Annotated in this window: 25 protein-coding genes; 9 read left to right on the plus strand and 16 right to left on the minus strand. The window is 49.4% G+C overall.

What is annotated here, in order from left to right:
* Window positions 1-14: 14 nt before the first annotated feature.
* Window positions 15-1,352, minus strand: a complete 1,338-nt coding sequence (locus tag ABDZ76_RS01325; protein ID WP_343800263.1) for a LysM peptidoglycan-binding domain-containing protein — start codon at window positions 1,350-1,352, stop codon at window positions 15-17.
* A gap of 171 nt (window positions 1,353-1,523) precedes the next feature.
* On the opposite strand from ABDZ76_RS01325, the gene ABDZ76_RS01330 reads away from it, so the two are divergent.
* Window positions 1,524-2,126, plus strand: coding sequence for an LOG family protein (locus tag ABDZ76_RS01330; RefSeq protein WP_343800265.1), 603 nt, complete (start codon window positions 1,524-1,526; stop codon window positions 2,124-2,126).
* A 22-nt stretch (window positions 2,127-2,148) separates the two neighbouring features.
* On the opposite strand, the gene rarD is transcribed toward ABDZ76_RS01330, so the two are convergent.
* From rarD to cysS, 3 genes are all read right to left on the minus strand, one after another.
* On the minus strand, window positions 2,149-3,066 hold the full coding sequence (rarD, locus tag ABDZ76_RS01335) for an EamA family transporter RarD (protein WP_343800267.1): 918 nt from the start codon (window positions 3,064-3,066) through the stop codon (window positions 2,149-2,151).
* A gap of 94 nt (window positions 3,067-3,160) precedes the next feature.
* Window positions 3,161-4,774 (minus strand): citramalate synthase, encoded by a 1,614-nt coding sequence (gene cimA, locus ABDZ76_RS01340; protein WP_343802890.1) that lies wholly within the window; start codon window positions 4,772-4,774, stop codon window positions 3,161-3,163.
* A 29-nt stretch (window positions 4,775-4,803) separates the two neighbouring features.
* Window positions 4,804-6,348 (minus strand): cysteine--tRNA ligase, encoded by a 1,545-nt coding sequence (gene cysS / locus ABDZ76_RS01345; protein ID WP_343800269.1) that lies wholly within the window; start codon window positions 6,346-6,348, stop codon window positions 4,804-4,806.
* A gap of 404 nt (window positions 6,349-6,752) precedes the next feature.
* Here cysS and ABDZ76_RS01350 point away from each other — a divergent pair, with 404 nt between their 5' ends.
* The gene (locus ABDZ76_RS01350; RefSeq protein ID WP_343800271.1) at window positions 6,753-6,941 is read left to right on the plus strand and encodes a hypothetical protein; all 189 of its coding nucleotides are present in this window, start codon (window positions 6,753-6,755) and stop codon (window positions 6,939-6,941) included.
* 12 nt (window positions 6,942-6,953) lie between these two features.
* Here the strand turns inward: ABDZ76_RS01350 and ABDZ76_RS01355 are convergent, their stop codons facing one another.
* On the minus strand, window positions 6,954-7,568 hold the full coding sequence (locus tag ABDZ76_RS01355; protein WP_343800273.1) for a LysE/ArgO family amino acid transporter: 615 nt from the start codon (window positions 7,566-7,568) through the stop codon (window positions 6,954-6,956).
* A 67-nt stretch (window positions 7,569-7,635) separates the two neighbouring features.
* Entirely contained in the window at window positions 7,636-8,415 is a 780-nt protein-coding gene (locus tag ABDZ76_RS01360) for an SOS response-associated peptidase (RefSeq protein ID WP_343800275.1), read from the minus strand.
* Window positions 8,416-8,521: 106 nt separating this feature from the next.
* Between ABDZ76_RS01360 and ABDZ76_RS01365 the strand changes: the two genes are divergently transcribed.
* The 3 genes from ABDZ76_RS01365 (at window position 8,522) to ABDZ76_RS01375 (ending at window position 9,889) form a co-directional block, all read left to right on the plus strand.
* Complete coding sequence (locus ABDZ76_RS01365; RefSeq protein WP_343802893.1) at window positions 8,522-8,965, plus strand: NUDIX hydrolase; 444 nt, start codon at window positions 8,522-8,524, stop codon at window positions 8,963-8,965.
* A 125-nt stretch (window positions 8,966-9,090) separates the two neighbouring features.
* A complete protein-coding gene (locus tag ABDZ76_RS01370) occupies window positions 9,091-9,474 on the plus strand; it encodes a TIGR02301 family protein (protein ID WP_374844545.1) in 384 nt (127 codons plus the stop codon).
* A 157-nt stretch (window positions 9,475-9,631) separates the two neighbouring features.
* Window positions 9,632-9,889, plus strand: a complete 258-nt coding sequence (locus ABDZ76_RS01375) for a hypothetical protein (protein WP_343800279.1) — start codon at window positions 9,632-9,634, stop codon at window positions 9,887-9,889.
* A gap of 65 nt (window positions 9,890-9,954) precedes the next feature.
* Here the strand turns inward: ABDZ76_RS01375 and ABDZ76_RS01380 are convergent, their stop codons facing one another.
* The gene (locus ABDZ76_RS01380; protein WP_343800281.1) at window positions 9,955-11,289 is read right to left on the minus strand and encodes a dihydroorotase; all 1,335 of its coding nucleotides are present in this window, start codon (window positions 11,287-11,289) and stop codon (window positions 9,955-9,957) included.
* 73 nt (window positions 11,290-11,362) lie between these two features.
* Between ABDZ76_RS01380 and ygfZ the strand changes: the two genes are divergently transcribed.
* The 3 genes from ygfZ to ABDZ76_RS01395 are packed head-to-tail and all read left to right on the plus strand — an operon-like array spanning window position 11,363 to window position 13,354.
* Entirely contained in the window at window positions 11,363-12,220 is an 858-nt protein-coding gene (gene ygfZ / locus ABDZ76_RS01385; RefSeq protein WP_343800283.1) for a CAF17-like 4Fe-4S cluster assembly/insertion protein YgfZ, read from the plus strand.
* Between the two features lie 6 nt (window positions 12,221-12,226).
* Window positions 12,227-12,844, plus strand: a complete 618-nt coding sequence (locus ABDZ76_RS01390; protein WP_343800285.1) for a YfbR-like 5'-deoxynucleotidase — start codon at window positions 12,227-12,229, stop codon at window positions 12,842-12,844.
* A complete protein-coding gene (locus tag ABDZ76_RS01395) occupies window positions 12,845-13,354 on the plus strand; it encodes a tyrosine phosphatase family protein (RefSeq protein WP_343800287.1) in 510 nt (169 codons plus the stop codon).
* Here the strand turns inward: ABDZ76_RS01395 and recO are convergent.
* The 6 genes from recO to bspA form a co-directional block, all read right to left on the minus strand.
* Complete coding sequence (gene recO, locus ABDZ76_RS01400; RefSeq protein WP_343800289.1) at window positions 13,338-14,081, minus strand: DNA repair protein RecO; 744 nt, start codon at window positions 14,079-14,081, stop codon at window positions 13,338-13,340. The two genes, ABDZ76_RS01395 and recO, sit on opposite strands and share 17 nt — an antisense overlap.
* 27 nt (window positions 14,082-14,108) lie before the next feature.
* Entirely contained in the window at window positions 14,109-15,062 is a 954-nt protein-coding gene (era, locus tag ABDZ76_RS01405) for a GTPase Era (RefSeq protein WP_343800291.1), read from the minus strand.
* 140 nt (window positions 15,063-15,202) lie between these two features.
* Window positions 15,203-15,898: a ribonuclease III gene (gene rnc / locus ABDZ76_RS01410; RefSeq protein ID WP_184220267.1), complete on the minus strand. Its 696-nt coding sequence runs from the start codon at window positions 15,896-15,898 to the stop codon at window positions 15,203-15,205.
* 14 nt (window positions 15,899-15,912) lie between these two features.
* The gene (gene lepB, locus ABDZ76_RS01415) at window positions 15,913-16,638 is read right to left on the minus strand and encodes a signal peptidase I (RefSeq protein WP_184220606.1); all 726 of its coding nucleotides are present in this window, start codon (window positions 16,636-16,638) and stop codon (window positions 15,913-15,915) included.
* A 255-nt stretch (window positions 16,639-16,893) separates the two neighbouring features.
* Entirely contained in the window at window positions 16,894-17,298 is a 405-nt protein-coding gene (acpS, locus tag ABDZ76_RS01420) for a holo-ACP synthase (protein WP_343800296.1), read from the minus strand.
* 4 nt (window positions 17,299-17,302) lie between these two features.
* Window positions 17,303-17,875 carry a type IV secretion system effector BspA gene (gene bspA / locus ABDZ76_RS01425; protein ID WP_343800298.1) on the minus strand — a complete coding sequence of 191 codons (573 nt, stop codon included), beginning with the start codon at window positions 17,873-17,875 and terminating at the stop codon, window positions 17,303-17,305.
* 263 nt (window positions 17,876-18,138) lie between these two features.
* Between bspA and ABDZ76_RS01430 the strand changes: the two genes are divergently transcribed.
* Complete coding sequence (locus ABDZ76_RS01430) at window positions 18,139-19,350, plus strand: MFS transporter (RefSeq protein WP_374844546.1); 1,212 nt, start codon at window positions 18,139-18,141, stop codon at window positions 19,348-19,350.
* Window positions 19,351-19,457: 107 nt separating this feature from the next.
* Here ABDZ76_RS01430 and hemN read toward each other — a convergent pair whose 3' ends face one another.
* From hemN to pyrE, 3 genes are all read right to left on the minus strand, one after another.
* Window positions 19,458-20,795 carry an oxygen-independent coproporphyrinogen III oxidase gene (gene hemN, locus ABDZ76_RS01435; RefSeq protein WP_343800302.1) on the minus strand — a complete coding sequence of 446 codons (1,338 nt, stop codon included), beginning with the start codon at window positions 20,793-20,795 and terminating at the stop codon, window positions 19,458-19,460.
* A 308-nt stretch (window positions 20,796-21,103) separates the two neighbouring features.
* Window positions 21,104-21,868, minus strand: a complete 765-nt coding sequence (locus tag ABDZ76_RS01440) for a Crp/Fnr family transcriptional regulator (protein WP_343800304.1) — start codon at window positions 21,866-21,868, stop codon at window positions 21,104-21,106.
* A gap of 158 nt (window positions 21,869-22,026) precedes the next feature.
* Window positions 22,027-22,605, minus strand: a complete 579-nt coding sequence (gene pyrE, locus ABDZ76_RS01445) for an orotate phosphoribosyltransferase (protein WP_343800306.1) — start codon at window positions 22,603-22,605, stop codon at window positions 22,027-22,029.
* Window positions 22,606-22,609 lie beyond the last annotated feature (4 nt).

Genomic DNA, 22,609 nt, shown 5'->3' on the forward strand with positions numbered 1-22,609 from the left:
CTGTAAAGTGTTTTTTACGGCTTCAGATTATTATCACGCAATGCATTGGCTGCATCCGTGTCTGACAACGGCTCAGTTGGCATGGTAAAGACCTGCCCCGGCCAGATCAGATCAGGGTTACGGATCTGATCGCGGTTTGCCAGATAGATTGTGGTGTAGCGTGTGCCTTTGCCATAAGTGCGTTTGGAAATCGTCCAGAGATTATCACCCTTACGGATGATGACAGAACCGCTGACATTTTCCAAAGCAGGTGTTTCTGCCTCTGCACCACTTGGGTTCGCCTGATGATTAGCTGGTTGCTGGGTGGCATCTGCCGCACTGCCTGCCGCTTTTTGCTCTTTCAAAGAAGGCGCAACAGCCGAGACATTATCACCAGCCTCACGGCGGAACGGTACACGCGCACTCGCAATCACCTTCTGGCTCTTATTCAGAAGGTCAGCACGAATGATATAATCCCCAACGGCTAGAGGCTGCTGGCTTTCCACCAGAAAGCGACCTTCCGGCGACACAGTGCTGCGACCAAGCAATTTCTCATTGGCATAAACAATCACACTGTGATCAGGCTTGGCCTGACCGGCAATGTAAATAGTATTGCCTTCAATCTCGACGGCCTCAACCGCGATCGGCGCATCAGTTGTGGCAGCGTTTCCATCATTTGATGTGCCAGCCCCATTGCCTTGGCCTGCCTGTTCGCCGCCATTATTCTGCGCATTCGCATCATCGGTATGCGGCTTGGTAATCATACGGCTTGCCTGACCTGGCTCTTCCACCAATGCCAGCACCTGACCATTGACATTATCAGGGATCGAAACAATCGCAGTTTGTGCGGATGTTGCAGCCTTATTGTCTGTGCTTGTGCTGCGCAGAACCAAACTATGATCGCCCGGTTTCAGCACTTCATCAAAAGCGATAACAAAATCACCATTTTCGGTTGCTTTGACAGAACCTAAAACGCGCGAGCCTGACAAAACATCAACTTCGGCGCCCGGCAAAGACTTACCAGCAATCACCACGCCGCCATCGGGCTCCACACGAACCAGATCAAAAACCGGCACCTCAACACCAACATTGGCAGTATCAGTATTTTCAGTTGCTGCTGGCTCTTTATTTTCGGTTGTCGCTTGAGGCTCGGCAGTGCCAGCATCAGCGGCTTTTGGCTCAGCATCTGCTTGTTTTGCAGGTTCTGTCGCTTGTGGCGCAGTTGCTTCAGGTGCGGTTTTTGTCTCAACAGGTGCTTGTGCTACCGGCTGCGATACATCCGAGTTTTTAACGGGAAAACCGCAAAACGCCAGCACTCCCCCAAGAATGACGACAACAGCAAAACCTACCAAAGCATATCGGCTCTTTTGCATTTTTCTTTATCCTTTACACGGCCGCTTTTACAGTGGTTTACAGTCTTTTTCTCAACACTACAAGAAAGCTGCGCATCGACAACATAAACTATCCGCTTTATGTTTGAGCCTCGCCATTTAAACAGCTATAAAACCTTCAAATTTTCATTTTTAAAGAAGTTCAGGAATATTATGTCCGAGATTAAGTCGATCTGTGTCTATTGCGGTTCTTCAACCGGTAACAATCCTGCCTATCGTGAGGCTGGCCTTTCCTTGGGGCGTTCACTGGCCGAACATAAAATCCGCCTTGTTTATGGCGGCGGCACCAAGGGCATTATGGGCGCTGTTGCCGAGGGCGTCATGCAAAATGGCGGCGAAGTGCTCGGTATTATTCCGGAATTTCTGATTTCAAAAGAAGCAAGTGACGCAAGCCTCTCTCATTTGAGCGAAGTGATTGTCACCAAAGACATGCATGAGCGCAAACATTTGATGTTCCAGCACTCTGATGCTTTTGTCACCCTGCCGGGCGGCATCGGCACAGTGGAAGAAATCGTTGAAATGATGACATGGGCACAGCTTGGCCGCCACAAAAAGCCAATGGTGTTTGCCAATATCAACCAATTCTGGCAGCCAATGCTCGCACTCATTGATCATATGCGTGCAGAGGGCTTCATCCACACCAACCACCAGTTACAGCCTTTGGTGATTGATGAAGCTAAAGACATTGTGCCTGCAATTTTAGCACAAAACGGCCGCGATAAGTCCGGCGATGCCGATATCATCAGCCGTATGTAGCAGACAGATCAAACAGGCTGAATTATTCAGCCTGTTTGTTTGCGCGATATTGCGTAAAGCTCGACCAGCTATAAATCACCAGCCCGACCCAGATCAGCACAAAAGCGCCGAGATCGATCTTGGCAAATGGTTCTTTGAAGACAAAAACCGCGATCAGGAACATCAAGGTCGGCGCAATATACTGCATCAGACCCAATGTCATGTAGCGCAGTAATTTAGCGCCCTTGGCGAAGAGAATAAGCGGAATTGCCGTAAACGGCCCCGCCAGTACCAGCCAGCCGATATCTGTCCAAGTGCCATGCACAAAATGATCCTGACTTTTAGCCACCAGCATTACAAAGTAAATAAATGCCGGAAGGAAGACGATCATAATTTCCAGTGTAAAGCCCGGCAAAGCCGCAATCGGCATGGATTTACGGAAGAAACCATAGAGGCTGAATGTCAAAGGTAGTGCCAAAGAAATCCATGGCAAGCCGCCATGACTAATGGCAAGTAAGACAACAGCAGCGGCCGCAAAACCAATGGAAACCCACTGCGCTTTGCTCAACCGTTCATTTAAAAACAGGCTTGCCAGCAACACATTCAACAGCGGATTGATATAATAGCCAAGGGCTGAAGCAACGGTTTGACCATGTTCAATTGCCCAGACATAAATCAGCCAGTTTGAGGTGACCAAAAGACCTGTTACCACCCCCATGCCAACGAGTTTTGGTTGACGCAGAATGGCGACCATCTCTTTCAGCTGCCCCGACAGAGCCAGCAGAATAATGGCCACCGGCAATGACCAGATGACGCGGTTTACAACCACTTCAAGGCTTGGAATATAGCTCACAGCCTTGAGGTAAAGCGGCAGCGCCCCCCATAAAGCATAAGCACTCAAAGCATAGAAAAATCCACGCGCGCTATCGCTGCTCGTGACTGGTGATGATGGCTTTGTCATTGATGTCCAAACAATCCGAGCAGTGTCATAAGGTTATCTGCTCATAACCACCGGTTTAAAAATAACCGGTGGTTACCTCTTAAATCCGAAATTGCTAATTATCCAGTCCGATACCGGCCAATGAGCGATTTTTCATCAATTTATAAATAACCGAATCCATCAGTGCCTGAAAAGATGCGTCAATAATATTGTCCGACACACCCACAGTACGCCAACGCGCCCCACTGGCATCGCCAGATTCAATCAAAACACGGGTGATCGCCGCCGTACCGCCATTAAGGATACGCACTTTAAAATCAACCAGTTCCAGATCAGAAATCTCGTCCTGATAACAGCCTAAATCTTTGCGCAATGCAATATCGAGCGCATTGACCGGACCATGGCCTTCAGCCACAGACATTTTCTGTTCGCCGTCCACCTGAAGTTTAACAACGGCTTCCGACACGGTGATCAGATTGCCATTGGCATCAAAACGACGCTCCACCATACAGCGGAATGAGTCGACTTTGAAAAACTCAGGTACAGACATCAGGCTCTTGCGCGCCAAAAGCTCAAAGCTCGCATCCGCGCCTTCATAGGCATAGCCTTCTGCTTCGCGCGTCTTCACCAGTGAAATCAGTGTATCAAGGCGCGAATCATCACGCGCGACTTTGATGCCGTGACGCTGCAATTCTGCCAGAAAGTTGGACTTTCCACCCTGATCGGACACCATTACGCGCCGATGATTGCCAACAGTTTCCGGCGGCACATGTTCATAGGTCTTTGGCTCTTTCAAAAGAGCAGACGCATGAATACCGGCCTTGGTGGCAAATGCAGAGCTACCGATAAAAGGTGCTTGCTCGGCCGGCGCACGGTTTAAAATATCGTCAAAAGCGCGGGACAGACGGGTCAGGTCTTTCAACTTGTCATCGCTGATACCAAGCGAAAAACGGTCAGACCAATAAGGCTTAAGCATCAAGGTCGGGATGAGTGTCACCAGATTGGCATTGCCGCAGCGTTCGCCAATACCGTTCAAAGTGCCTTGCACCTGACGCACACCGGCATCAATGGCCGCCAAGGAAACAGCGACCGCTTGCTCGGTGTCATTATGCGCGTGAATACCTAAGTGATCACCCGGCACGACTTGGGCAACAGATTGAATAATATCATGAATTTCAGCAGGCTGTGTGCCGCCATTGGTGTCACACAACACAATCCAGCGCGCGCCCGCATCATAAGCAGCCTTAGCGCAGGCCAGTGCATATTCAGGATTAGCCTTAAAGCCATCGAAGAAATGCTCACAATCGACCAGCGCTTCACGCCCTGCATTACAGGCCGCCTGAACAGATGCGGTAATGGATTCCAGATTTTCATCCAATGTACAGCCAAGCGCCAAATGCACATGGTAATCCCATGATTTGGCAACAAAGCACAGGCTATCGCTTTTCGCCTGCAACAAAACCGTAAGCCCCGGATCATTGGAGGCTGAAAGCCCTGCCCGCTTGGTCATACCAAAGGCTGTAAATTTTGCTTTTTTTGTCTGCTTAGCTTCAAAAAAGCTCGTATCAGTCGGGTTAGCGCCCGGATAACCACCCTCGATATAATCCATGCCGAAATCATCCAGCAGAACAGCAATGGCTTTTTTGTCTTCTACTGAGAAATCAACGCCCGGTGTCTGCTGGCCGTCACGCAATGTCGTGTCATAGATATAGATGCGTTCTTTGCGCACAAGCTCCCCCCCATTATTATTTTTCCCGCTCATCGCACCACTTCCCATGTGGTGATGCGCTCACCGCTGACCGGATCCTTGCCGTCTTTGAGCTGAATGCCATCAGCCAGCAAAGCATCACGAATACGGTCAGCTTCCGGCCAGTTTTTGGCTGCAATCAAAGCCAGACGCTCATTGATTTTAGCTTCAATCGCATCAGCCTGATCGGCTTTAACATCGGCAAAAAGCGCAGCCTCTTCAGCCATAAACAGCGGATCATAAAGGCCAAGCAATGCCAGCCCCTGTCCGAGCAGCGCAATGTTTTTGTCCTTATAAGCCTTACGCAGAACTGTAATGCCTGCCCAGCTGTTGATGTCATCGCTCAGTGCTTCCACCAGTTCCGACACCTGATCAAGTTTTGCAGTCAGGCCAAAACCTTCTTCACGCAGCAAACGATACCAGCGCAGTAATTCATCGCTTGATTCTTCCAGACGCTGTGACGTCCAGTTGATCGGCTCACGATAAAGCGTTTGTAACATGGAAAAGCGTGCAGCCAATCCAACCCATTGCTCACGTTCACGTGCTGTCGCATCTGTTTTTTCCAGATGGGAGAAAGCCGCCAGATCACTGTTCAAAACATCACGAATGGTGATGAAATTGCCAAGCGACTTGGACATTTTCTGTCCTTCAACCTGCAAGAAGCCATTATGCATCCAGATATTAGCCATGCGCTCTGTATCAAATGCGCAGCATGTCTGGGCAATCTCATTTTCATGATGCGGGAAGACCAGATCAATGCCACCGGCATGAATATCAAAAATATTCTTTTCCGGATCATCACACTGCAAACCGCCGCCAAACGGCTCAAGCAATTTGGCCATCGCCATGGCAGAGCACTCAATATGCCAGCCCGGACGACCATTAACCGCAATACCGGCCGGTGACGGCCAGCCCGGTTCACCCTGTTTTGACGGTTTCCAAAGCACGAAATCCATTTCGTCGCGTTTATAGGAAGCAACATCAACACGAGCGCCTGCCAGCATTTCGTCCAGCGAGCGACGCGCCAAAGCGCCATAACGGGCACCATAGCCAGAGCCTGCTTTCTCATTCATTGCTGATGGTGAGAAAAGCACATGATCGTCAGCCACATAAGCCACGCCACGCGCCACCAGACGGTCGATCAGCGCGCGCATTTCATCCATATGGTCGGTTGCACGCGGCTGGTCGGTTGGTGCCAGATTGCCCAACGCCGTGACATCCGCCTGAAACTGCGCATTGGTGCTTTCCGTTACTTTTCGGATTGCCTCATTAAACGGCAGATCAGGATAATCACGCACCGCACGCGCATTAATCTTATCATCCACATCCGTGATGTTACGCGCATAAGTGACATGGTTTTCACCATAAACATGGCGCAACAAGCGGAAAAGAATATCAAAAACGATAACAGGACGTGCATTGCCGATATGGGCAAAATCATAAACTGTCGGCCCGCAGACATACATACGCACATTTTTCGCATCAATCGGAACGAAGGTTTCCTTTGAGCGGGTCAGCGTATTGTACAGTCTTAATTCAATATTTTGGGCAGTCATTGATCAGTCCCCTAAAAGCATCACGAGATGCAAGCAACACAAAAACGTACTTGTCACAGCCCGCTGGCCGGAACGTTGTCATCTTGGATGTAAAAAGGAGACGAAAACGGCCGAGCCAGCAGAATGCTAGCTAATAATAATCGCACAAATACAAGTGGTGGTGGCGTTTATCGTTTTCATAAAATCACTTATCTCTGCCGCACCGGCTTTCGTCAAGTCATTTCTGATACCTGGTTGTGATCTAAGATGCCGCAGCCATCTGTGATTGTGCGCCATTTCAAATTGTTACGGATTTCATAGAAACACCTTAAATCAGGCTCCAAGAAACCTTTTTTCAGACCAATTCTTTGGTGAAATTAGCAGCCAGCAAATCATCACCCCCCACTCCCAAAGGTATTTCAAAAATGACCAGCACCCAACACCAGCGCACCAATAAGCAAGCCGATCATCTGTTGGCGCATTACCGCAAAATCGGTTCACCGGCCATTCTGGCAGCTGTGCGCCACATGTCAGCGCGCAATAAAGCACCACATATGGGATATAGTCATTATAGCCAGAAGGCTCTGACATTTGTGCTCAGCCGTAACGGCTGAGCCAGCCAGACTTTATGAAAAGAAGCGGCTGAGCAAGCTCAGTGCAATCAGGCTCATAATCACGCCGATGAGCACATCCAGCACACGCCATGCGGCAGGCTTTGCAAAGATTGGTTGCAGTAATCTGGCGCCATAGCCTAGTGCAAAGAACCAGACAAAAGATGCAATCGCCGCACCAGCGCCATAGGCTATGCGGCTCTCGCCTTCAAAGCGTGAAGACAGGCTGCCCAGCAGAACCACCGTATCCAGATACACATGCGGGTTAAGAAATGTCAGCGCAAGTGCGGTCATAACAGCGGTTTTAAGACTACCGCCTGTTTGCTTATTCGCATGCATGGCTTCAGGATGAAGAGCGCGTTTAAACGCACCATAAGCATACCAAAACAGAAAAGCCGCACCACCGATCGTAACAGCTGTAATGAGCTGGGGTGACTGACTGATGAGCGTGCCAAGCCCTGCCACACCCGCGGTAATCAGCAGGGCATCAGATAATGCACAAATCAGGCAAATGATAAAGACATGCTGGCGCAACAGCCCTTGCCTTAACACAAAGGCATTTTGTGCGCCGATAGCAATGATCAATGAAGCGCCGAGCAAAAAGCCCGAAAGTGCAGCAGAAAAAAGCATAATCACCCTGATTGATGAAATGAACCTGAGGCAAAGCAGCCACGGATTTTAAAAGCACATTTTTCGGTCAGAACATCGACAACTGCCCGCCAGAATCATCCCCGTTATCGGTTTTCTTTTTCTGTTTCGGCTCTGATTTTTGCGGCGCCAGATCTTCCTCCACCCTCTCCTGAATGTCCGGCGTGATATTGGCCACATGATTGACCTTATCCGACACCGGAATAGCCTCGAAAAAATCGTCCTCCACCGGCTGCATCAGGTCTTCTACTTCATGCGGCAAATAATGTTTGCAATCAAGCCAGCGGCCGAAATCCTCCGGCTTGATCACGACCGGCATGCGATCATGAATGGGTTTCAGCGTTTTATTGGCTTGAGTAGTTAAGAGACCGCCCGTATCGACCTGCGATCCGTCCGTGCCGCTCCATGTTTCCATCAAAGCGCCAAAAGCAACGACACCACCTTTGCGCGGCCTGATCCAATAGGCTTGGCGCTTATTTTTATCGACTTTGCGCCATTCATAAAAACCGGAAGCCGGCACAAGCGCACGAAAGTGATTCATCGCAATGCGAAATGAATTTTTCTGCACTGCTGTTTCCGAACGCATATTAATCATCAAAGGCCAGCTATTGGGGTCTTTTACCCATGAAGGAATAAAACCCCAGCGCACCAATATACTTTTCCGGTCAGGCAAATTGCTGCCTTCCGGTTGTGTTTCACCCGCCACCACCATCATTATTGGCTGCGTCGGGGCAATATTATAACGGGGCGGAAATTCCGCTTCGATGATGGCGGCAATAAATGCCTCCACCTCTTCCCGTGTTGCTATTAGTGAAAATCTTCCGCACATGACTGTGATGTTCAGTTTTTTGATATGCGGGTCAAGCGAATATATGATCTAACGGACAAAAGCGCATTACAAAAAGGGTTGATATAGTTTGTCGATCATCAGCAATATATTTTCCAAACCACTCTTCAATGTCTCGCCGATTGAAGGCGTGTCTGTCATTTGCCGTCGTGAGGACCGTTTTTTGCTGGTTAAACGCGGCAAAGAACCGAAAAAAGGCTGGCTTGCTTTTCCCGGCGGCAGTGTTGAACAAGGTGAAACACCTGAACAGGCTGCACTGCGTGAACTGCAAGAAGAAACAGCGCTTCACGCCAAAGGCCTCAAACATTTTATCACGGTTGATTTGGCACTGGATGCGGGTGCTTATGATCGCAGCTATTATCTGGCTATTTTTCGTGCGCATGAAATTTCAGGCAATGAAATGGCAGGGGATGATGCCGTGTCGCTGCATTGGCTGAGCGTGGAAGAAATGGCCGGATTGCAGGTCACGCCGAGCACATTGGAAGTCGCCCTTAAGGTTGCAAGGTCAGAAAATTCAACCCAAAGCTTATAATTTTGGCATTTCGCCTTGAACTTGCCGTGTTTCGACATCAAATAATGTTCAGAAAAGGACAGCTCATGGTCAACCGACTAAAAAGATGGGCCAATCCAAAATCAGGCAAAACAGCCAATTTCAGTATCACTGTCAGTTTTGCCGCATGTCTGGCTGCATCTCTTGCTACTTGTCTTGTCACGAGCACAGCCTTTGCGGCACCTGCCAATGATTCAGGTACCCAGGAAAAAATGCTGCGTATTGCCGAAGTGTTGGGCTCTTTGCATTTTTTGCGTAATTTATGTGGTGAGAAGTCTCAAATCTGGCGCGAGCAGATGGATGAACTGATTGCCAAAGAGAACCCCGCCGAGAACGAACGTCTGCGCTTGATCTCAAATTTCAACCGTGGCTATCGCGGTTACAGCGATACATATACACGGTGCACGCCTTCGGCACTGGCTGCCATCGACAGCTATCTGAAAGAAGGTGCGGCACTCTCGAAAGAACTGGTGTCCCGATACGGGAATTAACTATCAATTAATTCATACGTGAATTGACGGATTTTTTTGATTCATATCGCGGGCAATGTGTTAGAAGAGCTAAAAAATGATGGTCGCAACATGTGCTTCGCACTTGTCTTCAGCACCGCAATTTTTCAGGGAAATGGCGTAAGCCGAGGTGATATCTATGCAGCATACTCCGACTGATCTTGATGAACTGATTGCAGAAGAAAAAAAGCTGGCTGCGATTGAATACCAAAACGAAGCCTGGGCTGATGGTATTTCGGAAGGCATCGAATCAGAAATTCTGGCTGAGGCTGCCTTTGCCACTGCATTGACCGAGCTGATCCGTGATGCGGGTGAAGATGCAGCTCTTACCCTGATCGAAAAAATGAAAGAACAGATTATTGCCGGTGGCTTTTTGTCAAAGCGCCCGCTGCACTGATTTTATTTTTTAAAAGTTCCAATAAAAAAGCCGGATCATTGATCCGGCTTTTTTCATATCTTGCATCAGCGCTTTGGCAGCGCTTCCAAAAACTCAACCGCCTCACCCAGTGACGGATTGACGATTTCGCCTTCCCACATCACTTTGTGGCCACGCACAAATGTACCAACCGGCCAGCCGGTCACTTTCTTGCCGTCATAAGGTGTCCAGCCAGCTTTTGAGCCAGCCTGTGCATGCGTAATGGTTTCAACGCGCTTCATATCCACAATGGTCAGATCAGCGTCATAACCAACCGCAATACGCCCCTTATTAGCCATGCCGAAAATGCGGTTCGGGCCGGCACTGGACAGATCAACGAAGCGTTCCAGTGACAATTTACCCGCATTAACGTGATCAAGCATGATCGGAACCAAGGTCTGCACACCGGTCATGCCGGATGGAGACGCCGGATAAGGCTTGGCCTTTTCTTCTAATGTGTGTGGCGCATGATCAGAACCCAGCACATCAACAATGCCCTGCTCAATACCATGCCAGACACCATCACGGTGGCGGCGGTCGCGCACCGGCGGGTTCATCTGAATGAGATTGCCAAGCGTTGCATAATCATCAGACGACAAGGTCAGATGATGTGGTGTTGCTTCGCAGGTTGCCACATCTTTATGATCCTGCAAAAACAAAATTTCTTCTGCTGTTGAAATATGCAGCACGTGGATGCGTGCGCCGGTTTCTTTGGCAATACGCACCAGACGCTGTGTGCAGGTCAAAGCTGCAATCTCATCGCGCCAGACCGGATGGCTGGACGGATCGCCCGCAACGCGCAAATTTTCACGCTCTTTCAAGCGGTATTCATCTTCCGAATGAAATGCAGCGCGGCGACGGGTGTTTTTAAGGATCGAGCGCACGCCCTCATCGTCATCCACCAACAGATCACCGGTTGAAGAGCCCATGAACACTTTGATACCGGCAGCACCCGGCAGGCGCTCCAGCTCAGCCACATCCTTGGCATTTTCGCGCGTGCCGCCAACCCAGAAAGCAAAATCGCAATGCATGCGATGATGGCCGCGACGCACTTTATCCGCCAATGTTTCAGGCGTTGTGGTCAGCGGGTTGGTGTTTGGCATTTCAAAAACAGTGGTTACACCACCAAGGACTGCCGCTTTAGAACCGGTTTCCAAATCTTCTTTATGATCAAGACCCGGCTCGCGGAAATGCACCTGACTATCGGTCACGCCTGGCAAAATATGCAGGCCGGTGCAATCAATCACCTCTCCGGCAGAATGATGCTGCAACGCGCCAATCGCCGCGATGCGTCCGTTGACAATACCAATATCGCGCTGGCCTGTGCCATCGTGATTTACCAGCGTTGCATTTTTAAGGATGGTATCAAAGGTCTGTGCCATGTTTACACTCCGGTCTTGCGGCTGTCGTCAATGCGGCTTACGTAAGACTTATGGCAAAGGCAAGGAAGAAGACATGACTCTCTCCGGAAAATCCGCAAATTTAGAAAATCGCGCTTTGGTGCTGGTGACAGGTGCAGAAGCAGAAAAATTTCTCCAGGCTGTTATCACCACAGATTTGGATAGTCTGGGAGCGGATGAATTAAAACCCGGTGCATTGCTGACGCCACAGGGAAAAATCATGTTTGATTTTCTGGTGTCGCGCGTTGAAAACGGCTTACGCTTGGATATGCCGGAGGAAATTGCTGAAGGCCTGATGAAGCGTTTGGTGCTTTATCGTTTGCGCTCAAAAGCGGAAATTACACAAAGTTCTGAATCACTTATTGCTGTTTCTTGGCAAAATGATTCTGCTTCTTCACAAAGTGATTCAAGTAAACGCGATTTACGCTTTCCTGAGAGCCTGAATGTGCGTCGTCACTACGGCCAGCATTGTGATGTAAATAATATGGAAGGCTGGACGCGATTGCGCATTGTCAATGGCATTGCCGAAGGCAGCAATGACTTTGCCTATAATGACCTCTTTCCGCATGATGCCAACTTCGATCAGATCGGCGGCGTTTCATTTAGCAAAGGCTGCTTCATTGGACAGGAAGTTGTCTCGCGCATGCAGCATCGCGGCACAGCACGCCGACGCGCAATGGTAGCAACTGCAACCAGCCCTTTGCCGGAAAAAGGCATGGCTTTAACTGTTGGTGCACGTGAAATCGGCAATCTTGGTGAAACATGTGGCAATCAAGCCATCGCCTTTGTGCGTATTGACCGTGTGCAGGACGCATTGGACAGCCAAACCCCAATCATGGCGGGTGATGCGGAAGTCAGTCTGACCATTCCGCCAACTGCCAAATATACGATGCCGATTAAAGATCAGGAATAATCCGTTATGGCGGCAGCAGATCAAAGTGCCGGTCAGGTTCGTGCATGGCAGCGCATGCTGTCAGGGCGTAGGCTTGACCTGCTCGACCCCTCACCTTTTGATGTTGAGATTGAAGACATTGCCCATGGCCTTGCCCGTGTTGCACGCTGGAACGGCCAGACTGTTGGTGAACATGCCTATTCTGTAGCGCAGCATTCGCTTTTGGTTGAGCAGATTTTCAACCACATCAAACCCGATGCCCATATTGACTGGCAATTGCTCGCTCTTTTGCATGATGCGCCTGAATATGTCATCGGCGATATGATCTCGCCGTTTAAAGCGGTGATGGGCGGCGACTATCAACAGATTGAAAATCGTCTGGAAGCCGCAATTCATTTGCGCTTTTCACTGCCTGCAAAAATAACTGTAACGCTTAAAAAACTCATCAAACAGGCTGATCGCATTGCGGCTTATTATGAAGCGGTGCAACTTGCAGGTTTCACCGAAGCAGAGGCTGTGCGTTATTTCGGCCGTCCGCGCGGCATCAATCCTGAAATGATCAGGCTTGAGCCACAGCCGACAGGTCAGGTGCAGCAAGCATTTCTTGCCCGTTTTGCCGATCTTGAAAGCAAGCGGAAAATTTAAATGGCGGAAATCATTGTCACGCCGCAATCAAAGCTTGCTGAAGCCATTGCGCAATATGTTCCGCAAAAAATCATCACTTTGGTAAGCCCAGATGCGCAAGTATCTCTGCCGGTCACATTAAGTGCCGATGATTATTTGCGCTTGAACTTCAATGATATTACCGAACCAAGCGATGGATTTGTAGCGCCCGAGGCTGAACATATTCATGCAATTTTGAATTTTGCGGCCGGTTGGAATGGTGAAAAACCGCTGCTTATTCATTGCTTTGCCGGTATTTCACGCTCAACGGCAGCAGCTTACATTCTGGCTTGTGCCTTGAACCCAGCACTAAACGAACATGAGATGGCATTGGTTTTGCGGCAATTGGCACCCTCGGCCACGCCCAATAGTCGACTTGTAGCATTGGCGGATGAAATCTTAGGCCGCAAGGGTGCGATGCGACAGGCCATTCAAAATATTGGCCGCGGTGCAGATGCCTTTGAAGGCTCTGTTTTTAAGCTGACTCTGTAATGTTTAAAAGTCGGTTCAAAGCATTTAAAAAACCGGCGCGCGCTTCTGGCGGCACTTGTGCGCGTGGTTCCCATACATGTCGCATCAGAAAAAAGCCGGTCAACTTATAAGCACTTTGTATGTCGTCCAGACAAGATGGCCTGATTTGATTACTCACCACAAATTCCGGCAGGCTTAGTAGTTTATCCGCCCATGGCGCTCCGCCTGCACGCGACACTGCCCTGCCCGATTTAGGCGAAACATAAATCAGATCATCAACCGCACCGGTCGCAGCACAATTGCGAAAATCCAGACCAAAGCCCAGTTCTTCCAACAGCATCAGCTCAAAGCGCAACAATAATTCGCCCGAGGCAAAAGCATCGTCAAAATGATTGATGATAAGCGCCAGCGTCTCATAAAGCCCTGTATGAGCGTCACGCTCCGGCAATAATCGTAAATGGCAACCCGCAAGCTGAATGCCATAAAGTGCAATCGGGCTTTCAATCAGCCGTGCCGCAGCAAAGCCCAATGGTTCGATCTGGAACGCGCCCATATGTTCATCAAGGCGCGCCCACCAATGGATCGAAACGTGATTGCCCGGCTGCAACAAAGGCTGCATCCGGCGTGAACGCCCGCCACGAACAAGCCCGAGATGGCGTCCGTGATGACGGGTCATGACCTCTAGAATAACACTGGTTTCGCCGTGTTTCCGTGTGCCAAGGACAATGCCTTCATCACGCCATTCCATCTGAATTCAAACCTTATAATGTCAGGTTTATGAATTAGGGAAAGTCAGACCCATTTCGCGGTAGCGTTCCGGATCATTGCCCCAGTTTTCACGCACCTTCACAAACAAGAAGAGATGCACCGGCTGCTCCAGAATATCTGCAATTTCTTTACGTGCTGACTGGCCGATAGCTTTAATTGTCTCGCCTTTATGGCCAAGAACGATCTTCTTCTGGCTGTCGCGCTCAACATAGATCACCTGTTCAATACGAACAGAGCCGTCTTTGCGTTCTTCCCAGCGCTCGGTTTCGATGGTTGAAGAATATGGCAGTTCTTCATGCAGGCGCAGATAAAGCTTTTCACGGGTGATTTCTGCTGCAAGCTGACGCATCGGCATGTCGGAAATCTGATCTTCCGGATAATACCAAGGGCCATTCGGCACAGCATCGGCCAGATATTTGGCCAGATCTTTACAGCCCGAACCATTCAGCGCCGAGATCATGAATGTGCGATCAAAATTGGCTTTTTCATTGGCAGCGGCTGTCAGCTTCAGCAATGCCGGCGGATCAACGCGGTCAACTTTATTCAGCACCAGAATTTTCTTCTGGCGCACATTTTCAAAGCTTTCCAGCAGCGCTACAGCGCTTTCATTCATGCCGCCCTGTGCATCAATGATTACCAGAATAATATCGGCATCTTTAGCGCCGCCCCAAGCGGTGGTCACCATCGCACGATCAAGACGACGCTTCGGGCGGAAAATACCCGGCGTATCGATCAGCACAACCTGACTGTCACCTTCAATGAAAATACCACGCACCAGCGCGCGAGTTGTTTGCACCTTATGGGTGACGATTGAAACTTTTGTACCAACAAGCTGATTAACCAGTGTCGATTTACCGGCATTTGGCGCACCAATCAGTGCAACAAAGCCCGAGCGTGTAGTGTAATTTTCTGTTCCAGCAGTTTCGATCTCAGCCGGCGCAGTTGTCTTATTATTTTCCATTTTCTGCCCTTCCGGCACGCCCGGACTTTAAAATCCGGCCTCTTATTCTTCCAATACAAAAGCAGCTGTGACGCGTCACACGCATCCCAACTGCTTCATTATAACCTGATTATCTGCATATTTCATCATTAATGCAGATTTCAATCCTGTTTCCATACGCCTTCGCGTAAAAGCACTTTTTCAGCGGCAACTTGCTGCGCCAATCGTTTGGAACGGCCATCACCACGTTCTGACGGGAAGCCGGCAATGGTAACTTCCACCGTAAATTGCGGGTCATGATCAGGGCCGCTACGGCCGATCACTTCATAAACTGGATGCAGGTTGCCCTGCTGATGCGCCCATTCCTGCAATTCGGTTTTCGCGTCACGACGCGCCGCACCGGTTTGCTGTGAACGGGTTTTCCAATAACGGTCAATAAAACCACGCGCTGCATCCAGACCGCCATCCAGATAGATGGTGGCAATCAGCGCTTCAATCACATCGGCGCGCACATTGGCAAGGCGCTTGTCTTTCACCGTTTTAATATCGGCACCGGTGCGGATAATATTACCAAGCGCCAATTCATCGGCAATGGCAGCACAGGTTTCGGCATTCACCAGCGCATTCAGACGCACCGACAATTCACCTTCAGCAGCATCGGGAAACGCAGTATAGAGCATTTCTGAAATGCAAAGCCCGAGCACGCGGTCGCCTAAAAACTCCAGCCGCTCATAGCTTTCGCCCGCCTGCACCTGTACGCTGGAATGGGTTAAAGCCTTTTCCAATCGTTCAAGATTAGCGAATTTATGGCCTGTGCGCTCTTCAAGGAGCGCAAGGTTTTGTGCATCTAACGGCATGATATGCTCAACAATTATGGCGCTGTAACTTCTGTATCCGGCTTACCGTTGACCGAGGTCAGCAAACGGCTGCCGCGCAATTCGGATGGCCACTTCCAGATTTCCAGCGGGCTTGCCTTACCGGCAATCGAGAAGAAGATAATATTGGCACGGCCAACAAGGTTTTCGTAAGGCACATAGCCCACACCAAAGCGGCTATCGAGAGAATTGTCACGATTGTCGCCCATCATAAAATAATGCCCCTCCGGCACTTCAAACACGCGGGTATCATCACCCATGGTGCCCTGCGCCAGATCCAGCGTGTCATAGCTTACACCATTTGGCAGTGTTTCGCGATAGACATCCACAGGACGGTTCTGCTCGGTCACATCAGGATTGCTGATCGTGCCAATTTTCTCGCGCTGCACCGGCTCATCATTGATGTAAAGCGCACCGCCGCGCATCTGCACGCGGTCACCCGGCAGACCAATCACACGTTTGATATAATCGATATTGGTGTCGCTTGGCAGTTTGAAAACAACCACATCCCCACGCTTTGGCTCCGAGCCCCAGATACGTCCGGAAAACAGATCCGGCGACAAAGGCAACGAATATTTCGAAAATCCATAGGAGAATTTAGAAACAAACAGATAATCGCCTTCAAGCAAGGTCGGGCGCATGGAACCGGACGGAATGCTGAACGGCTGGAACAAAACTGTCCGGATGACCAGAGCCAATAACAGAGCCTGGACGATAACCATGATGGTTTCGCCGATACCACCGGATTTTTTAACTTTGTTCTTGCTCGACACGCTCTACAATCTCCGTATTGGACATGGCATTTTTGAACATTATGCGTATCAAAATTAATGAAACGCACAATCCCAATCCTTATGCTGCACAAATAACCGATAAAACACCGGTCACGCAGCCAAAACTCGAAGCAATTGGCCAACGGTCAAATCAACTTCGCCCGTTACCAACCCAGCCTTAAAAAAGAAATCACCGAAATGCAATTAAGCAGGCCGCTTTATTGCTTCAATAATCACAAAAGCCTGTGCGAGAGGAAAATCATCGGTAATTGTCAGATGTATGGCAAAGTCGCAATCATCCGGCATTATTCTGTGGAGAGCGTCCAAAGCGCCACCGGTCAGCTTCATGGTCGGTTTGCCGGAAGGCAGATTAACAACCCCCATATCACGCCAGAAAACCCCTTGTGCAAGGCCGGTTCCCAATGCTTTGGAACATGCTTCTTTGGCAGCAAAGCGCTTGGCATAAGAGGCCGCTTTTTCTTTGCGGCTTTCTGATTTTTTCTGCTCAAGATCGGTAAAAACACGCGTTTTAAAACGGTCACCATGTCGATCAAGCGCTTTTTCAATTCTGCGAATGTCGATCAGATCACTGCCGATACCAATAATCATCTGCTCAAGATATCCTGCTCTCACGCCGCATCAATTGGCGGCTCATGCGGTTTTCAGCCTGCTTTTTACGAAATCCCGTCACGGCAACCCGTGTTACACCATAAACAAGCACTGCAAATAAAGCGCCTAAAATAGTAGAGCCCAACAGCATTGGCTTGATCAATGGTGTCCAGATTTCGGTAAACCGCATGGTTTCAAGCGCGCGCACAAGATTGAGCGAACCTGCACCATCAGCCTTACCGCCACTAATTACAAAACGGCCAAGCTCATAGGTGCCGCCCCAAATGAAAGGCAAGGTCAAAGGATTAGCAACAGCCGTGCCTAAAGCTGCCGCACCAATATTACCGGCAAGCAGATAGGCCAAGATGACCGCAATGATAAAATGAAAGCCGAAAAACGGCGTAAAGGCTGCGAATACGCCAATAGCCAACCCGGCCGCAATTGCATGCGGGGAAGCCGTAATCCGCATAATCCGCTTGCCATAATAGCGGAATGATCGGGAAAATGATCTGCGAGGCCACAATAGAAGACGGGTCTTCTCACTGAAACTCGGCTTATGACGAGAGCGAAACAACATATTGCTGTCATACCCGGGCTTGCGCCCTGAAACAATTACTAAATGCTTAACAAATATAGCCCAACACGATCAAATATACAAATATTAACCGGAAACTTCATGCCAAGGCCATTTCATGCGTCAAGAAAGCGTACCGGAAAGTACGACAAATATGAATGAGATGATCAATCCTTTTAATTTGACTAGCCATTGCTTGCTCAATAACTAAAGTAAGCTAGGTTATTATATTACAAAAAATGCGCCTCCGGAGCACAACTATGACGATGAACACGGCTGATGAGACCAGCCTGGGCTCTAACAGGCCATCCGAAACAACTGCAATCAACATCATTCTGGCAGTCAGTTTCGGTCACTTTCTCAATGATATGATGCAATCGCTGCTACCGGCGATTTATCCGATTTTGAAGACCAATTACAGCCTGACATTCTGGCAGATTGGTCTGCTGACTTTCATCTTCCAGCTTACCGCTTCCATTTTGCAGCCTGTTGTCGGCATTTATACCGATAAACGACCAATGCCCTATTCGCTCACCCTTGCGATGGCCTGTACGTTTGTCGGCCTGATTGTGCTGGCCAATGCGCATAATTTTAGCATGTTGCTGTTCGGCGCAGCCCTGGTTGGTCTTGGCTCCTCAATTTTCCATCCTGAATCATCGCGCGTTGCACGCCTTGCCTCAGGTGGCCGACATGGGTTTGCCCAGTCGCTGTTTCAGGTCGGCGGCAATATCGGCTCATCGCTTGGTCCCTTGCTTGCAGCCTTTATCGTACTGCCATTTGGTCAGGGCAGTGTCAGCTGGTTCTCCATTGCAGCGCTCATCGGCATGTATGTGCTGTGGCGTGTCGGTCAGTGGTACACCGCCTATCGCGTGGCCAATGCCAAGCGCCCGCAAGCCGATAAATCACTGCCATTACCGGGCAAAAAAGTAGCCTTTGCCGTTGGTGTGCTGGCTGTGTTGATTTTCACCAAATATATCTATCTGGCGAGCTTCACCAGCTATTACACTTTCTACACGATCAGCCATTTTGGTGTGAGCGTGCAGACATCGCAAATTCTGCTGTTCCTGTTCTTGGGCTCGGTAGCAGCAGGCACCATTGTTGGTGGCCCGATCGGCGATAAGATCGGCACCCGCACGGTGATCTGGGTATCAATTTTAGGTATTCTGCCTTTTACCCTTATACTGCCTTATGCCAACCTGCCGCTGACAGCTGTGCTGACAATGGTAATCGGCTTTGTGCTGGCCTCGGCCTTCCCTGCGATTATCGTTTTTGCGCAGGAATTATTGCCGGGTCGTGTGGGTATGGTGTCGGGGCTTTTCTTCGGCTTTGCTTTTGGTATTGCCGGTATTGCCGCAGCGCTCTTAGGCATTGTAGCGGACGCGAAAAGCATTGAATATGTTTATCATGTCTGCTCGTTCCTGCCAGCACTGGGGCTTGCAGCCATTTTCCTGCCGAAGCTGCATAAACACAAAGCCTGAAATAAACGCTTAAAATGAAAGCATCGCACTCAGCCCCCACTGAGTGCGATGCCCATTGCCGCTCCCCCCGCATAAATGCACGGGCCGGCTACCCCACAAGTTATAGCTCAAACGGCGAAGCTAAAGCCGTGAACATTGCCCCTGCGGAATTCATCAAATATTGCAGCAACTGGCCGAATAAGCTGTCGTCTCTGACGCGACATCGCAACAATGCCGTCTCTGACAGTCACAATACCATCAGCAATCAGTGGCCGTAATAGAGCCATTTCATCTGAAAAATCAACACCTAAGGCCAGCTTGTTCAGATCTGCCTGAAAATTACACATCAGTGCCAATATAACGTCAGCACGAGTACGATCTCGATCGCGCATAATATGCCCACGCAGCGTCGCCAATCGACCCTCTCGGACAGCGATGCCATATTGTTTAATATCGGATATATTTTGCGCAAAACCGCCCCAAAATTGTGAAATAGATGAAGGACCGAAGCCAATCAAAGTTGGGCAGTTGTCATCTGTGTAACCTTGGAAATTGCGGTTTAACCGCCCTTCCCTTGCTGAAACAGCCAAAGGATCATCGGTTAAGGCAAAGTGATCTATGCCGATTTCCTCATAGCCGAAATCTGTAAAACACTGGCGAACAACGGCTGCCTGTGCATAGCGCGCATCTGCATCCGGCAGTGCGGCATTATCAATCAAACGCTGATTAGCGCGGCGCTGCGGCAGATGTGCATAACCATAAAAAGCAATACGATCAGGCGCAAATTCGCGCACACTCTGGCATGTCTGGCGCAATGTTTCTTCTGTCTGCAATGGCAGACCGTAAATCAGATCAAAGTTAATCCGTTCAATTCCGGCACCACGCAGATTATCCACCGCCTGTTTTACAATGGATAATGGCTGCAAACGCCCGATGGCTTTCTGCACTTCCGGATCAACATCCTGCACACCCAGCGAAGCACGGTTTACGCCCTGCGCGGCCAATACTTTGGTTAGTTCAGCCGTAACTGTACGCGGATCAAGCTCGATGGCATGCTCCATCTGCGGAGCAAAATCAAAATGCTCACGTAATGCAGTGATAATTTTTTCAAACTGCTGCGCATGTAAAATAGAAGGTGTACCACCGCCCCAATGCAAATGCTTGACTTGAGGGCGTGATGACAAATGCTGGCCGACAAGGTGGATTTCGGTCAGTAAATCCTGCACGAAATTGTCAATCACATCATCACGGCGTGCGACTTTCGCATGGCAACCGCAATAATGGCAAAGCTGACGGCAATAAGGGATATGCAAATAAAGTGAAACCGCTTCTTGCGGCGCTAACTGGCGCAGCCAGCTGCTCATATGAGTTGGCGTAACCTGCGGCGTAAAATCTGCGGCTGTTGGATAAGATGTATATCTAGGAACAGCTAATGAGGCATAATGACGGACGATTTCTTCTTGCATCTCAACGCCCCGCTTTCTTAATCTTTACCAGCACAGGCGCCGGATGACCAAAGCAAAGCACGGAGAACCCAAGAAGATTAATGAAAATCATGGCAGTCCAGAATGTCATCACCAGCCTCTTAAAGACTATAAAAATCCTTTCCGGCAGTAATCATGTATCAAAGCCGGATTAAATTTCCTGCTATCAGGGAAATTATGTGATGATAGTAGCCAGCACAAACATATTCAGCATTGATCATAATCAATCATGCAGACGCAATAATATTAAATATAATTAATCTGTGGGGAAACGAATACTGCAGGCGCGATCAAGCGTTCGCTGCACTCATTAGATGGGTGATATCCAGCCCTGCTACAGCAGCCAATGAGCGGTAAGAGGTAATCTCGACTGTGTTGGCATCAATAAGGCGAATGAGCCCCTGTGTCTTCAGCTTGGTAAAGCTGCGGCTGACTGTTTCAATTGTGAGCCCTAAATAATCAGCAATATCGGTACGGTTCATCGCAAGATGCACCGGATTGCTTGCCGATTCCGCCTGCGGGCGATTGGCCAAAAGCAGCAAAAAGCTTGCCAGTTTTTCCACCGGTGCTAAACGGCCAAGGATCATCTGATTATCATGCGCCTGACGCAGCGCAAATTTGGTCATTTCGTAAAGGCGCTCTTTCAACTGCGGATAACGCTCCATCAGAGCATCCATCTCGCGGTCTGAAAACGAGCACAGAACCGAAGGCACAACCGCTTCCACTGTTTGCGAATGTACTTCATCATCCGCAAGCCCCAGATAACCACCGGGGAACAAAAAGCCTGAAATCTGACGGCGGCCATCGGGCAGTGATGTATAAAGACGCAACATGCCGGAGGTTAGACTATAGACGCGGGTTTTCGCCTGCCCCTCTTCCACCAGCATTTCATTGGCGCCGAGCTGCTTTGAGCTCATAATCGCTTCCAGTGCATCAAGCTCGTCGCCATCCAAAGCTGCACAAACCGCAAGATGACGCACACAGCAATCGGCACAGATGCTGCATGTTTCACGTTTTGGTTTTTCGGCTGGATGACATGGAAGAGCTGAAGACACTATTTACTGACCCTTGTATGACTTTTACAAAATGATGCTATTTTCATTGAATACAAGTACCATTACTCTGGCAATTTGTCAGATAACATAAGGAATTGCGAGATAAATCTTTTATCCCGCAACTCTTGTTTTCAATATTTTAGTAAAAAATGTCGTAGTTAAATATTACGGCTACCCGGTTTCACAGCCGGAATTGCCTGTAATTCAGGCGGCAAAGCATCCGCCGGATAAGCAGGCACTTCATATTCGGCCAATGCAATCAAGCGTGTACCGACATCGGCCTTACCGGCTGAACGATCAACGATACAAGCCGCAGCCACGACTTCAATGCCAAGATCTTCCATGCAAGTGATTGTCTCACGAATGGAAAGACCGGTCGTCACAATATCTTCCACGATAACAACGCGCGAGCCTTTTGGCACATCAAAGCGGCGCAAACGGAAAACACCGTTTTCACGCTCGACCCAAACAGATGGCACACCCAAATGGCGCGATGTTTCATAAGACGGGATCAAGCCGCCGATTGCAGGGCCGACCACATAATCAATGGGGCCAAGATCGGCTGCTTTAATCTTTTCAGCCAAGGCTTTGCAAAGTTTTTCTGTCTTGTCGGCATGCATAAAAACGCGTGCTTTTTGCAGGAAAACCGGACTGCGCAAACCTGAGGTGAGGATAAAATGGCCTTCAAGGATGCCGCCCGCCTCGCGAAAGACGGCCAAAACGTCATCGGTATTCATGTAT

Source organism: Paenochrobactrum glaciei (genome assembly GCF_039522165.1).
GTDB lineage: Bacteria > Pseudomonadota > Alphaproteobacteria > Rhizobiales > Rhizobiaceae > Paenochrobactrum > Paenochrobactrum glaciei.